At 69.7% G+C, this 13,326-nt stretch carries 12 protein-coding genes; 4 read left to right on the top strand and 8 right to left on the bottom strand.

Features of this window, described 5'->3' with window-relative positions:
• Positions 1-7: 7 nt before the first annotated feature.
• Together HBH26_RS04030 and HBH26_RS04025 are read right to left on the bottom strand one after the other, a co-directional pair.
• Positions 8-1,816, bottom strand: a complete 1,809-nt coding sequence (locus HBH26_RS04030) for an ABCB family ABC transporter ATP-binding protein/permease (RefSeq protein ID WP_168133310.1) — start codon at positions 1,814-1,816, stop codon at positions 8-10.
• Positions 1,817-1,885: 69 nt separating this feature from the next.
• A complete protein-coding gene (locus HBH26_RS04025) occupies positions 1,886-3,895 on the bottom strand; it encodes an alpha/beta fold hydrolase (protein WP_168133309.1) in 2,010 nt (669 codons plus the stop codon).
• A 109-nt stretch (positions 3,896-4,004) separates the two neighbouring features.
• On the opposite strand from HBH26_RS04025, the gene HBH26_RS04020 reads away from it, so the two are divergent.
• The gene (locus HBH26_RS04020; protein WP_168133308.1) at positions 4,005-4,232 is read left to right on the top strand and encodes a hypothetical protein; all 228 of its coding nucleotides are present in this window, start codon (positions 4,005-4,007) and stop codon (positions 4,230-4,232) included.
• Between the two features lie 92 nt (positions 4,233-4,324).
• Here HBH26_RS04020 and HBH26_RS04015 read toward each other — a convergent pair whose 3' ends face one another.
• On the bottom strand, positions 4,325-6,619 hold the full coding sequence (locus HBH26_RS04015; protein ID WP_168133307.1) for a CDC48 family AAA ATPase: 2,295 nt from the start codon (positions 6,617-6,619) through the stop codon (positions 4,325-4,327).
• Between the two features lie 336 nt (positions 6,620-6,955).
• On the opposite strand from HBH26_RS04015, the gene HBH26_RS04010 reads away from it, so the two are divergent.
• On the top strand, positions 6,956-7,837 hold the full coding sequence (locus HBH26_RS04010; protein WP_168133306.1) for a LysR substrate-binding domain-containing protein: 882 nt from the start codon (positions 6,956-6,958) through the stop codon (positions 7,835-7,837).
• Between the two features lie 161 nt (positions 7,838-7,998).
• Here HBH26_RS04010 and HBH26_RS04005 read toward each other — a convergent pair whose 3' ends face one another.
• Positions 7,999-8,460, bottom strand: coding sequence for a peptidylprolyl isomerase (locus tag HBH26_RS04005; protein WP_168133305.1), 462 nt, complete (start codon positions 8,458-8,460; stop codon positions 7,999-8,001).
• Positions 8,461-8,576: 116 nt separating this feature from the next.
• On the opposite strand from HBH26_RS04005, the gene mgtE reads away from it, so the two are divergent.
• Complete coding sequence (gene mgtE, locus HBH26_RS04000) at positions 8,577-9,992, top strand: magnesium transporter (RefSeq protein ID WP_168133304.1); 1,416 nt, start codon at positions 8,577-8,579, stop codon at positions 9,990-9,992.
• Positions 9,993-10,034: 42 nt separating this feature from the next.
• Complete coding sequence (locus tag HBH26_RS03995) at positions 10,035-10,442, top strand: DUF1489 family protein (protein WP_168133303.1); 408 nt, start codon at positions 10,035-10,037, stop codon at positions 10,440-10,442.
• 135 nt (positions 10,443-10,577) lie between these two features.
• Here HBH26_RS03995 and HBH26_RS20585 read toward each other — a convergent pair whose 3' ends face one another.
• From HBH26_RS20585 to HBH26_RS03975, 4 genes are all read right to left on the bottom strand, one after another.
• Positions 10,578-10,787 (bottom strand): Trm112 family protein, encoded by a 210-nt coding sequence (locus HBH26_RS20585; RefSeq protein WP_338057229.1) that lies wholly within the window; start codon positions 10,785-10,787, stop codon positions 10,578-10,580.
• On the bottom strand, positions 10,784-11,422 hold the full coding sequence (locus HBH26_RS03985) for an LON peptidase substrate-binding domain-containing protein (protein ID WP_168133301.1): 639 nt from the start codon (positions 11,420-11,422) through the stop codon (positions 10,784-10,786). Before HBH26_RS03985 ends, HBH26_RS20585 begins: the two co-directional genes overlap by 4 nt.
• Positions 11,419-12,315, bottom strand: coding sequence for a tetratricopeptide repeat protein (locus tag HBH26_RS03980; protein ID WP_168133499.1), 897 nt, complete (start codon positions 12,313-12,315; stop codon positions 11,419-11,421). The genes HBH26_RS03985 and HBH26_RS03980 overlap by 4 nt, the downstream gene beginning before the upstream one ends.
• 102 nt (positions 12,316-12,417) lie before the next feature.
• Positions 12,418-13,254: a TorF family putative porin gene (locus HBH26_RS03975; protein ID WP_168133300.1), complete on the bottom strand. Its 837-nt coding sequence runs from the start codon at positions 13,252-13,254 to the stop codon at positions 12,418-12,420.
• Positions 13,255-13,326 lie beyond the last annotated feature (72 nt).

The following is a 13,326-nucleotide window of genomic DNA, read 5'->3' as shown; positions in this document are numbered from 1 at the left end:
CCCTCCCTTATGCCGCCGCCAGCGCCTCGTCGCGCTCCTGTGCCTGGCGCTGCCACATCTCCGCGTAGACCCCGCCCGCCGCCAGCAGCTCGGCGTGGCGGCCCTGCTCCACCACCTGCCCCGCCTCCAGCACCACGATGCGGTCGGCGTGGACGATGGTCGACAGGCGGTGCGCGATGACGATCGTGGTGCGGCCGCGCTCGATCGCCTCCAGCGTCTGCATGATTTCGCCCTCGGTCCGGCTGTCCAGCGCGCTGGTCGCCTCGTCCAGGATCAGCACCGGCGGATCCTTCAGCAGCGTGCGCGCGATCGCGACGCGCTGCTTCTCGCCGCCCGACAGCTTCAGCCCGCGCTCGCCGACGCGGGTGGCGTAGCGATCCGGCTGGCGCTCGATGAACGGCGCGATCGCCGCGCCGCGCGCCGCCGCCTCGATCTCCGCCTCGCTCGCGTCCTCGCGGCCATAGGCGATGTTGTAGCCGATGGTGTCGTTGAACAGCACGGTGTCCTGCGGCACGATGCCGATCGCGGCACGCAGGCTGTCCTGCGTCACCTGCGCGATGTCCTGTCCGTCGATCGTGATCCGGCCCGCGTCCAGGTCGTAGAAGCGGTACATCAACCGCGCGAGCGTCGACTTCCCCGCGCCCGACGGCCCCACCACCGCCAGCGTCGTGCCCGCCGGCACGTCCAGATCGATGCCCTTCAGGATGGTGGCGTCGTCGTAGCCGAAGACGACCTTCTCGAACCGCACGTGCCCGCGCACCACCGCCAGCGGGCGGGCGCCGGGCACGTCGACCACCTCGCTGGGCGTGTCGATCAGGTCGAACATCGATCCCATGTCGATCACGCCCTGGCGGATCGTGCGATAGACCATGCCGAGGAGATCGAGCGGCCGGAACAATTGCGCCAGCAGCGTGGACACCAGCACCACATTGCCCGCGGTGAACCGCCCCTGGCTCCATCCCCAGGCGACATAGGCCATGCCGGCGCCCATCATCAGATTGGTGATCGCCGCCTGGCCGATGTTGAGCCAGGCGAGGCTGTTCTCGCTCTTCACCGCGGCATCGGCATAGGCGCGCACCGCGCGGTCGTAACGCTGCGCCTCGCGCTCCTCCGCGCCGAAATACTTCACCGTCTCGAAGTTGAGCAGCGAATCGACCGCGTGCGCCACCGCTCCGGTGTCGAGATCGTTCATCCGCTCGCGCAACGACGCGCGCCAGTCGGTGACGGCGCGGGTGAACCAGATGTACACGGCGACCATCGCCACCGTGGCGGCGACCAGCGGCCAGCCGAACTTCACGTAGAAGATGCCGAGCACCAGCGTCAGCTCCAGCACCGTCGGCGCGATGTTGAAGAGGAGGAAGTAGAGCATCGTGTCGATGCTCTTCGTCCCGCGCTCGATCACCTTCGTCACCGCGCCGGTGCGGCGTTCCAGGTGGAAGCGCAGCGACAGGCGGTGGAGGTGGCGGAACACGCGCGCGGCCAGCCGCCGCGTCGCCTCCTGCCCCACCCGCTCGAACACGGTATTGCGCAGGTTGTCGAACAGCGTCGATCCGAAGCGGGCGGCGGCATAGCCGACGACGAGCAGCACGATCAGCGACACCGGCGTCGTCGGCACCGCCATGCCGTCCACCGCCGCCTGCAGCGCGAACGGCGCGCCGTAGACCTGCACCAGCTTCGAGCAGACGACGAGCGCCATCGCGCCCGCCACGCGCGCGCGCATCCCCGGCGCGTCGCTCGGCCACAGATCGGGCAGGAAGCGGCGGAGCGTCGGCCACAGCGGGCGGTCGACGGTGGAAGCGGGGCGTTGAGGCGGCATGGACCGCTTTTAGGTCGGGGCGCGGGCGGCGGGCGTCAAGTATCCTCCCCGCTAGCGGGGAGGATAGGATCAGTTGCCCGCCGTCGTCCCCAGCCCTTCCACGTTGCCCGCGCCCGCCTTCACCTGCGCGGTCGATCCCTGCAGCGCGGTGCCGATCGGTTCGGCGCGGCCGCCCAGGCACTTGGCCAGGAAGTTCTCCGCCACCGCGTTGAAGGCGATGGCGTTTACCGGGCGGGCGAAGCCGTGCCCCTCGTCGGGAAACACGACGTAGGTGACGGGGATGTTCTTGGCCTGCATCGCGGCGACGATCTGGTCGCTCTCCGCCACGTTGACGCGCGGATCGTTGGCGCCCTGGCCGATCAGCAGCGGCTTCCTGATCCGGTCGGCGTACGTCAGCGGGCTGCGTTCCTTCAGCAGCGCCTTGCCCGCCGCGGTCGTGGGATCGCCCATGCGGCGGTACATCTGCTGCTTGCCCGCTTCCCAATAGGGCGGGATCGTCGCCAGCAGCGTGTTGAGGTTCGACGGGCCGACGATGTCGACGCCGCAGGCGAAGGCGTCGGGCGTCATCGTCACGCCGGCGAGCGTGGCGTAACCGCCGTAGCTGCCGCCGCCGATCGCGACCTTGTCCTTGCGTGTCACGCCGCGCTTCACGGCCCACTCGACCGCGTCGATCAGGTCGTCGTGCATCTTGCGGCCCCATTGCAGGTCGCCGGCGGACACGAACTTCTTTCCGAACCCGGTGGAGGCGCGGTAATTGACGCTCAGCACCGCGTAGCCGCGATTGGCGAACCATTGATGGTAGCCGTTGTAGCCGTAATTGTCGCGGCCCCACGGCCCGCCGTGCACCCACAGCACCATCGGCACCGGGCGGTCCGCGGTGCCGTCGCCGTTGGCATCGGCACCCTTGGGCAGCGTCAGGTAGCTGACCATCGTCAACCCGTCGCGCGTCGGGATCTCGACCGGGAACATCGGCACCAGCGGCGCGCCGACCAGCTCGGGCCGGCTGACGTACAGCTCCTTGAGCGTCTTCGCCTTGCGATCGTAGAGGTACGTCGCCGACGGCGTGGACACGCCGTCGAAGGTGACGAGCCACTTGTCGTCCGCGTCCGTACGCGTGCCGACGAAGAACTGCCCCTTGTTCTGCGCCTTCAGGAAGGCGAGGTCGGCGGCGATCGCGCCGCCGACCGGCACGTACTCGTTCTTCAGGTAGTTGACGCCATAGGCCTCCACCTGCCCGGTCCTCGGGTTGAACAGGCCGCCGCCGATATCGGCCTTCGCGTCCTGCCCGACGATCGTCGTCCGCCCGCTCGCGACGTCCTGCGCCACCAGCGCGGCGGTGTCGCGCCCGCGCGAATCCGCCCAGTAGAGCGTGCGGCCGTCGGTGGTGAAGCCGAGCGGCGTGGTGTTGCCCGCATCCTCGTAGGTGACGGTGGCGAAAGGCGTCGCCTCCACCGTCGTGCCGTTCACGCGGAAATAGTCGGTGCCGCCGTCGTCGCGCGCCTTCTCCGCCAGCCGCACCTTCAGCGCGTCGTCGGCGACGAAGCCGGCGTAGCCCGTGTTCTCGAACACCTTGGTCAGCGCGCCGGCCGACAGGTTCAGCTCGTACACGTCGTGCCAGCGCGGATCGCGGTTGTTGATGCCGACGAGGATGCGGTCCTTGATCGTCTGCGACGCGCCGATCACCATCGCGCGCGTCTTCTCGAACGGGGTCAGCGTCTTCTGCGCCGCAGTCGCCACGTCGACGCCGTAGAGCAGGAAGTTCTCGTCTCCGCCGTGATCGTTGACGAACAGCACCTGCTTCGAATCGGGCGACCAGAAGGTCTGCCGGATCGGGCGCGTCTTCTCCGCGGTCAGCGGCCTCGCGGCGGCGGGATCGTTCGCCGGCGCGACGTAGATGTTCATCACGCCGTCGCGCGGCGCGATGAAGCTGATCCACCGGCCGTCGGGCGACAGCTGGCCACCGACCTTGCTCGGGTTGCCGAACAGCTTCGCGCGCTCGATCAGCGGCACGTCCTGCGCCGTGGCGGACCCGGCCGCCGCCGCCAGTCCCGCCGCCAACACCGTCTTCAAGATGGTCACGCCTCGTCTCTCCTGCCGCGTATTAGTGGACTATGGCACTTGGTTACAAAGAGCGAAAGGCGGAACCGTCGTCGCGATTTACCCGTTTTCGGCGGCGAGGAGGCAGGGAATGGAACCGGTCTTTTTCGTACTCGCAATCATGGGCTGCGGCGATGCGGCGACCTCCTGCGCGGAGGCTCGGGTGGAGCCGGCGCGGTTTGCCACGATGCGGCAATGCCAGGCGGCAATGCCCGCGGCGCTGATGCGCAACACGGACCTGTCCTACCCCGTCGTCAGTGCGGCTTGCCGTGGCGGCGTGACGCGCGTCGCGGCGCGGAATCCGAAGCCGCGCGTCTGATCCAGGGCGCTCCCGCGGAAGCGGGAGCCTGGAGCCGCAAACGCGCCGCTTGCTCCCTTGGGCTCCCGCCTGCGCGGGAGCACGAAGGGGGATCAATCGGCTCCCTTGGGTCCGCGCGGCGTCAACTGGCCCGGCGCGATGAAGCCGAGCGGCTGGATCGCGTTCACCTCCTGCTTCAGCCGCGCCGCCATCTGCTCGTACTCGCGCTCCACCTCCGGCGTCACGCTGGCGCGGCTGTCGTCGAGCGCGCGCTCGAAATGCGCCTGCGTCACCTCGCGCGTGTCGAGCGATTCGCGAAGCGCGAACAGGCCGGCGCGGCGCACCACGTCCTCCAGGTCCGCGCCGGTGAACCGCTCGGTCCGGCGCGCCACCGCGTCCAGGTCGACGTCGTCGGCCAGCGGCATCTTCTGCGTCTGTATGGCCAGGATGCGCCGCCGGCCTTCGGCACTCGGCACGCCGACGTAGACCAACTCGTCGAACCGACCCGGCCGCAGCAGCGCCGGATCGACCAGATTGGGGCGGTTGGTGGCGCCGATGACGACCACCGACTGCAATTCCTCCAGCCCGTCCATCTCGGCGAGGATGGTATTCACCACCCGCTCGGTCACCTGCGGCTCGCCCAGGCCACCGCCGCGCGCGGGCACGAGGCTGTCGAGCTCGTCGATGAAGATGACGGTCGGCGCCACCTGACGCGCGCGCTGGAACAGCCGGGCGATCTGCTGCTCGCTCTCGCCATACCATTTCGACAGCAGGTCGCTCGACTTGGTAGCGATGAAGTTCGCCTCCGCCTCGCGCGCCACCGCCTTCGCCAGCAGCGTCTTGCCGGTGCCGGGCGGACCGTACAGCAGAAAGCCCTTGGCCGGACGGATACCCAGCCGCCGGAAGGCGTCGGGATCCTTCAGCGGCAGTTCGACGCCCTCCTTCAGCCGAACCTGCGCGTCGTCCAGCCCGCCGACGTCGCTCCACTTCGTCGTCGGCGCCTGCACCATCACCTCGCGCATCGCGCTCGGCTGGACGCGCTTCAGCGCCTCCATGAAATCCTCGCGCGTCACCGCCAGAGTGTCGAGCACGTCCGCCGGGATCGTGCGATCCTCCAGGTTCAGCTTCGGCATCATTCGCCGCACGGTCTCGATCGCCGCCTCGCGGGTCAGCGCGGCGAGATCGGCGCCGACGAAGCCGAAGGTGGTGCGTGCCAGTTCGCCGAGGTCCACCTTCTCGCCCAGCGGCATGCCGCGGGTGTGGATGCCCAGGATCTCGCGCCGCCCGCGCTCGTCCGGCACGCCGACGATGATCTCGCGGTCGAACCGGCCGGGGCGGCGCAGCGCCTCGTCGATCGCCTCGGGCCGGTTGGTCGCGGCGATCACGACCAGGTTGGCTCGCGCCTCCAGCCCGTCCATCAGCGTCAGCAGCTGCGCCACCAACCGCTTCTCCGCCTCGCCCGACACCTGACCGCGCTTGGGCGCAATCGAATCGATCTCGTCGATGAACACGATCGAGGGCGCGGCCTTGGTCGCTTCCTCGAACACCTGGCGCAGCCGCTGCTCCGATTCGCCATAGGCCGAGCCCATGATCTCGGGCCCGTTGATGAGGAAGAACTGCGCGTCGCTCTCGTTCGCCACCGCGCGCGCCAGCCGCGTCTTGCCGGTGCCGGGCGGACCGTGGAGCAGCACGCCCTTGGGCGGGTCAACACCCAGCCGCTGGAACAGCTCGGGATAGCGCAGCGGCAGCTCCACCATCTCGCGCAGCTGGTCGATCGTCGCCGCCATGCCGCCGATGTCGTCGTAGGTGACGTCCGCGCGCCGGGCCGCATCCGGTTCCTCGTACTCGGCGCGCAATTCGACGTCAGTGTTCTCGTCGATGTGGACGATGCCCTTGGGACTGGCGGAGACGACGGTCAGCCGGATCTCCTGCAAGGCATAGGCGGGCGCGTTCACGTAGCGCTCCATGCCGGGCGGCATGTTCTGCACGCGCTGGTGCCCGGCGGTGGCCACCACGTCGCCCTGGCACAAGGGCCGGTTGAAGAAGGTGCGCTTCAGCGCGTTGGTCGATCCCTGCAGCCGCAGGTTCTGCTGCGCTGGCGCGAAGACGACGCGGGTCGCCGCCTTCGATTCGCCACGGCGCAGTTCGACGAAGTCGCCCGAGCCGACGCCGGCGTTGACGCGCTGCAGCCCGTCCAGCCGCACGATCTCCAGGCCCTCATCCTCGGCATAGGGGCCGACCGCGCGGGCAGGCGTCGTCTTCTTGCCGACGATCTCCACCACGTCGCCGTCGCCGAGGCCCAGCCGCGCCATCACAGCGCGGGGCAGGTGCGCGATGCCGCGCCCGCTGTCCTCCGGCCGCGCGTTCGCCACCTGGATCCGCGTGATCCGATCCTCGCCGTCCGCCATTGTCGCTCCTGATCGATTCCAACGCCTTGGCCGAACGCCACGAGCGCGGAGGGGGTGGAGCGCAGGAGATGGGGGCGCGGTTCCCGATTGCCAGCGATCGCGACCCACGGCAGGAAACGCACACGAAAAAAGGGCCAGCCTCGAAAGGCCGGCCCATGAAAGTTTTTAGGAGAGGATGCCTGAAAGGCCTGCTCTATGTGCGGTGCGGCACGTCTTTGTGCAAGTGCGAAAAGCGTGATTTGCGGATGCATATCCTGCACTTGTTAGCGGTAGCACCCTTGCGCCCGGCGTCCCGCGCGTCATGATGCGCTGCACCATGGCACGGACCGCCCGATCATGCGCCGCCTTCCCCCGCTGACCGCCATCGAGGCGTTCGTCGCGGTCGCGCGCCTGGGCTCGATCAAGGCCGCGGCGCAGGAACTGGCGCTGTCCGCCCCCGCGCTCAGCCGCCGGATACAGACGCTGGAGCGGTTCCTGTCGCGCCCGCTGTTCGACCGCCGCCACCAGGCGATGGCCTTGAACGCGGACGGGGAGCGGCTGCTGGCCGCCATCGCGCCCGCGATCGACAGCCTGTCCGACGCGGTGGAGACGATGACCACGGACGGCGAGGTGCTGCGGCTGCGGCTGGGCGTGCTGCCGCTGTTCGCGTCGCAGCGGCTGTTCCCCCGGCTGGCGCAGCTACGCGCGCAGCATCCCGAACTGCACCTCGATATCGACACCGCGGGCAACGCCATCGCCCGCCTGGGCGAGGGGCTGGACGCCGTGATCGTGCTGGCGCGCGAGATCGACCCGCTGCTCCACGCCGAGCGGCTGGACCGCAACACCGTCTATCCCATCGCCGCGCGCTCGCTGGTGGAGGGCGCGAACCCGCTGCTCCGTCCGGAACAGCTGGCGCAGCACAGCGTGCTGGTCCACCGCGACATGATCGACACGTTCGTGGCGTGGCGCCACGCCGCGGGCCTGACCGACATCGAACCGCTGGCGATCGACCATTTCGATTCGGGCGCGCTGATGCTGGAAGCGGCGGCGCAGGGGCTGGGCGTCGCGTTCATGCACGAGAGCCACTTCGTCGACGCCAACGACCCGCGGCTGGTGAAGCTGTTCGATATCGAGGTGACGAGCCCGTACAGCTATTGGTTCGCCTGCCGCCCGCGCGCCTTGCAGACGAAGCCGGTGCGGCTGTTCCGCGACTGGCTGATCGCGACGCTGCGGGAGTGAGCCCTCTCCCGACGGGGAGAGGGCCAGAGCGCCGGGGGTCGATCCCCATCCGTTCGTGCTGAGCGAAGTCGAAGCACAGCCACCTTCGCCCGTGGCCTTCGACTTCGCTCAGGCCGAACGGAGGCTGTGCCGGAATTTCCCACCCGGTGCTCTAAGACGTCTCACGCCGCCGAGCGCATCGTCACGATCTTGCCCGGGTTCGCCGGGGGCTCGCCCTTGGGCAGCGCGTCGATCAGCTCCATGCCGTCGGTCACCTCGCCCCAGACGGTGTACTGGCCGTCGAGGAAGCGCGCGTCGTCGAAGCAGATGAAGAACTGGGAGTTGGCGCTGTTCGGGTCCATCGTGCGCGCCATGGAGCACACGCCGCGCACGTGCGGCTCCTTGCTGAACTCCTGCTTCAGGTTCGGCTTGGTCGATCCGCCGGTGCCGTCGCCGCGCCCGCCGTCGCCGCCCTGCGCCATGAAGCCGGGGATGACGCGGTGGAACGGAACGCCGTCGTAGAAGCCCTCGTCGGCCAGCTCGACGATCCGCTTCACGTGCTCGGGCGCCAGGTCGGGCCGCAGGCGGATGGTCACGTCGCCGCCGTCGAGCGTCATGACGAGCGTGGTCGCAGTATCGGCCATGGAAAGTCCTTTTCGAATGGGGATGGTCGGCAGGTAGTGTGCCCTCGCCCCGCTGGCAAATGCCGCGCGCGGGAGATAAGGCGCGGGCAGGGCAGCGACGGGCGGAAGGGCGGCTGATGAACGACACCGAACTGCCGCTTGCCGACGACGCCGCGCACGAGGCCGCCGACAGCCAGCTCGACCGCGACGACCGGCTGAAGCCCGCCTTCGTCGACGCCGTGCTCGCCGCGGTGGAGGACGGCGACGTCGAGACCGCGCACGATCTGGTCGCGCCGCTCCACCCGGCCGACATCGCCGACCTGTTCGAACTGACGCCCGAGGACCGCCGCAGGGAACTGGCGGCCGCGATCGGCGACCTGGTCGACGCCGACGTCTTCGCCGAGCTGAACGACTATGTACGCGAGGACCTGATCGACGCGCTGGACGCGCGGCAGGTGGCCGACATCGCCAGCGAGCTCGACACCGACGACGCCGTCGCCATCATCGAGGACCTGGACGCCGACGACCAGCGCGAGGTGCTGCGCGCGATGGAGCCGGACGATCGCGCCGCGATCGAGGAGGCTCTGTCCTATCCCGAGGAATCCGCCGGCCGCCTGATGCAGCGCGACCTGGTCGCGGTGCCCGAGCATTGGACCGTTGGCGATGTGCTCGACTATCTGCGCGGCGACGAGGAACTGGCGACCGATTTCTGGGAAATCTTCGTCGTCGATCCGGCGCATCGCCCGGTCGGCACGTGCGCGCTCTCGTGGATCCTGCGCACGCCGCGCCGCATCGCCATCGGCGACGTCATGAAGCGCGAGCAGACGCTGATCCCGGTCGACATGGACCAGGAGGAGGTGGCGCTCCGCTTCCAGAAATACGCGCTCATCTCCGCCGCGGTTACCGACGCGTCGGGACGCCTCGTGGGCATGATTACCGTCGACGACGTCGTTCACATCATCCAGGAGGAGGCGGGTGAGGACACGCTGCTGCTGTCGGGTGCGGGCGACGGCGACATCAACGAGCCCGTCGTCGAGAGCTACAAGGCGCGCGTGCGCTGGCTGGTGGCGAACCTGTTCACCGCACTGGTCGCCAGCTCGATCATCGCGGCGTTCGAGGGGACGATCCAGCGCATGGTGGCGCTCGCCACGCTGATGCCGATCGTCGCAGGCGTGGGCGGCAACGCGGGCACGCAGACGCTGGCGGTGACAGTCCGCGCGATGGCGACCAACCAGCTGACGCAATCGAACACCGCGCGCGCGATCTGGCGCGAGATCCGCGTCGCGCTGCTGAACGGCGGGACGATCGCGGCGATCATCGGCGTCGGCGTCTCGGTCGTCTTCGCCAACGGCGCGTTGGGCGCGGTGATCGCGGCGGCGATGATGACCAACATCGTCATCGCCGGCCTCGCCGGCGTGGCGGTGCCGGTGGCGCTGGAACGGATGCGCGCCGACCCGGCGGTGGCCTCCTCCATCTTCGTCACGATGACGACCGATTCGATCGGCTTCCTCGCCTTCCTGGGCCTCGCCACCGCGGCGGGGCTGACCGGCTGACGCCTTGAGCGCCGGGCACGGCGTCCCCACATCAACGCGTCCATGCCGCTTCACCTCACCAAAGTCGCGTTCGGCGCGGCGAGCGTCGACCTGCTCGCCGAGCGGCTGAAGGCGCGCGCGCTCGACGGGCCGGTGCTGCTGACGACGCGCTACCTGCCGAAGCGGCACGAGGAGGTCGTCGGACAGGGCTCGCTCTACTGGATCATCAAGCACCAGCTGGTCGCGCGCTCGCCGATCCTGGCGTTCGGCGAGGCGGAGGGCGGGCGCGTGTCGATCCTCCTCGACCCCGCGCTGCGGCTGGTCCAGGCGCGGGCACGCCGCGCGCACCAGGGCTGGCGCTACCTCGAACACGCCGACGCGCCCGCGGACCTGGGCGGCGACGCGGCGGACGGGATCGCGACCATGCCCCCGGCGCTGGTCGGGCGGCTGGCGGAACTGGCGCTGATCTGACGGGCTTGGCGCGGGCGGCATGATCCCCGCTCGTCCCGAGGAGCCATCGAGCCTGTTGAAATGGCGTCTCGAAGGCCATGATGCTTTGAGACGAGGCTTCGACAAGCTCAGCCTCTCCTCAGCACGAGCGGGGTTCTAGGCGGAACGCACGCCCTCCACACCATTCACGCGCCGCGCCGCCTCGACCAGCAGCACCGGCACGCCGTCGCGCACCGGATAGGCGAGGCCGGCCGCATCGGACACCAACTCCCCCGTCGTCCCGTCCCAGCGCAGCGGGGTGCGCGTCGCGGGACAGACCAGCCGCTCGAGCAGCCACGGGTCGATCGTCACTGCGCCCGCGCTCACTGCAACGTCACCCGCTCCTCGCCGTCGTGGCGGCCGAAGAAGCGCATCAGCTGGACGATCAGCTCGCATCGGGTGGCGATGTCGGGCGCCTCCAGCAGCGCCTGCTTGGCGGCGACGTCGAAGGGGGCGATCTGCGCGATCCCGTTGACCAGGCTGGTGTCGTCCAGCCGCCCCACCGCGTCCCAGTCGACCGCATAGCCCTGCGCCGAGGCGAACCGCTTCGATTCCATCTCCAGCGACGCGCGCGCGCCCAGCGAGAGCGCCTCGTCCGGCATCGGCGGCAGCAGCGCGGCCTCCACCTGGCGGAACGGGGTGGTCACCTCCAGTTCGCGCACCACGCGGAACAGCGCCAGCCCTTCCAGCACGATGTTGTAGCGCCCGTCGTCCAGCGCCTCCACCTCGGCGATGCGGCCGACGCAGCCGATCTCGAACAGCGCGGGCGGGCCGCCTTCCTCGGCGCCCGGCCGCGGCTGGATCATCGCGATGCGGCGGTCGCGCGCCATCGCGTCGGACACCATGGCGCGGTAGCGCGGCTCGAAGATGTGCAACGGCAGGTGCAGGCCGGGGAACAGCAGCGCGCCGGGCAGCGGGAACACCGACAGCCGCGTGATCGCCCCGTCTTCCCGGCTGCTCATCCGAACAGGATCGCCGACAGGCGTCGCCGCTGCGCCGAGACCCAGGGATCCTCCAGCCCGACCACGTCGAACAGCTTCAGCAGCTGCTGGCGCGCCTGCCCGTCGTTCCAGTCGCGCTCCGCCGCGACGATGGCCAGGAACCCGTCCGCCGCGGCGTCGCGATCGCCCGCCGCCATGTGCGCGTTGGCGAGATCGTAGCGCGCCTGGAGGTCGCCGGCATCGCGCGCAACCGCCGCTTCCAGCGGGGCGAGGTCGTCCACCGCCGGAGCCGATCGCGCCAGCTCCAGCGACGCGCGCGCGCGCTCCACCTCGGGCAGCTTCGCCAGCTCGGGCGGCAGCGCGGCGACGGCGGCTTCCGCCTCCTCCGCCTGTCCCGCCGCCACCAGCGCGCGGATGCGGCCGGACGCGACCGCGGGATGGTCCGGCGCCATCTCCGCCAGCTGGTCGAAGATCGCCAGCGCGCGCGTCGCGTCGCCCGCGGCCAGCACCTCCTCGCCCATCGCGATCAGCGGCTCCAGCTCCGCCTCCTGCGCCTGCGCCTCGCCCTCAATCGGCAGCTGGCGCAGCAGCTGGTCCAGCATCGCCTTCAGCTGCGATTCGGTGCGCGCGCTCGTCAGATCGGCGACCAGCTGTCCCTGGAACATCGCGTAGACGGTGGGGATGGATCGGATCTGGAATTGCGCGGCAATGAACTGGTTCTTGTCGGTGTCGACCTTGGCCAGCACGACGCCCTTGTCGGCGTAATCGGCCGCCACCTTCTCCAGCACCGGGGTCAGCGCCTTGCACGGCCCGCACCATTCCGCCCAGAAGTCGATGATGACCAGCTTCGTCATCGACGGCTCGACCACCTCCGCACGGAAGGTCTGAACCGCTTCCTTCTCCGCCGCCGACATGCCCAACGTTGCCAAAGCCCGCTCCTCCTGACGCAGGCCCTTATGTAAGACGGGGGCGGGGGATACAAACCCCCACCCCCGCCGACATTGCCGCCCGCGTCGTCAGAAGGCGGCGCTGATCGAGAAGACGACCTGCGAATCGGCGATCTGGTCGCCGAACTTGCTGCCGGCCTTCTGCACGATCAGGTTCTGCAGGTACGCCGATTCGGCCGCGCCGATGTTGGTGTCGACATAGGCGACCCCCAGCGTCAGCGGCGTGCCCGGGACGACATAATCGACACCCACCAGCCAGTCCGCATATTTGCCCGTGGGCGCCAGGCTGGTGCCGTTGGGGCCCAGGCCCGGGTTGCCGTCGGAAAAGCCGATATGCCCCTTCACCGTCAGTCCGGTGTCGGGAATGGCGCCGGCGGCATCGACCCACAGGTAGAGGTTGTCCTCCTTGTCGCCGGCGCGGCTCTCCGGCGTGTTGGACCAGTTGCCGAGCGACTCCTGCGCCGGGGCGTAGGCGACGCCCGCGGTCAGCGCGGCGGGGCCGAAGGTGCCCGACACCTTGGCATAGGGCTCCACCACCGTCGTCTTGGTCGCGCCGCCGGGATAGACGTAGGTGGTGACGCCGATGTCGAGCGCGGTGCCGTTGAAATCCTTCTTGAAGCCGCCGATCAGGTCCAGCTCCATGTTCGAGCCGCCGAACGTGCCCCAGCCCGCGAGGTTCGAGCCCCAGGTGCCGATGTAGAAGCCGCTCTCGTGCGCCAGCGTCAGGCCGCCCTGGACGGCGAAATCCTCGTTGGTCTGCGACACGCCGCGGAAGCGATAGTCGCTGACCAGCGCGGCGGAGCCGGACACGGTGAACGCCTTGGGCGGCTCGGCATCCTGCGCGGCGGCGGGAACCGCGGCCAGCGCACCGAAGAGGGCGGCGGAAAGCGTAAGAAGCGTCTTCATGGAACCTCCTGAGTGGTAGAGGCTCCTCCTGCTGCGGTCCGCGCCGCTCTCCCCCGTCAACGAGAACGGGAG

The organism is Sphingomonas corticis (assembly GCF_012035195.1).
Classification (GTDB): Bacteria; Pseudomonadota; Alphaproteobacteria; order Sphingomonadales; family Sphingomonadaceae; genus Sphingomonas; species Sphingomonas corticis.
The sequence above is the reverse complement of the archived record's forward strand: the minus strand, read 5'-3'. Positions and strand labels throughout refer to the sequence as shown.

Bases quoted from the DNA above. Each gene is read 5' to 3' on its own strand.
- HBH26_RS04030 (WP_168133310.1), bottom strand. From the start codon at position 1,816: ATGCCGCCTCAACGCCCCGCTTCCACCGTCGACCGCCCGCTGTGGCCG.
- HBH26_RS03980 (WP_168133499.1), bottom strand. From the start codon at position 12,315: ATGTCGGCGGCGGAGAAGGAAGCGGTTCAGACCTTCCGTGCGGAGGTG.
- HBH26_RS03985 (WP_168133301.1), bottom strand. From the start codon at position 11,422: ATGAGCAGCCGGGAAGACGGGGCGATCACGCGGCTGTCGGTGTTCCCG.
- HBH26_RS04020 (WP_168133308.1), top strand. From the start codon at position 4,005: ATGGAACCGGTCTTTTTCGTACTCGCAATCATGGGCTGCGGCGATGCG.
- HBH26_RS04005 (WP_168133305.1), bottom strand. From the start codon at position 8,460: ATGGCCGATACTGCGACCACGCTCGTCATGACGCTCGACGGCGGCGAC.
- HBH26_RS04015 (WP_168133307.1), bottom strand. From the start codon at position 6,619: ATGGCGGACGGCGAGGATCGGATCACGCGGATCCAGGTGGCGAACGCG.
- mgtE (WP_168133304.1), top strand. From the start codon at position 8,577: ATGAACGACACCGAACTGCCGCTTGCCGACGACGCCGCGCACGAGGCC.
- HBH26_RS04010 (WP_168133306.1), top strand. From the start codon at position 6,956: ATGCGCCGCCTTCCCCCGCTGACCGCCATCGAGGCGTTCGTCGCGGTC.
- HBH26_RS03975 (WP_168133300.1), bottom strand. From the start codon at position 13,254: ATGAAGACGCTTCTTACGCTTTCCGCCGCCCTCTTCGGTGCGCTGGCC.
- HBH26_RS03995 (WP_168133303.1), top strand. From the start codon at position 10,035: ATGCCGCTTCACCTCACCAAAGTCGCGTTCGGCGCGGCGAGCGTCGAC.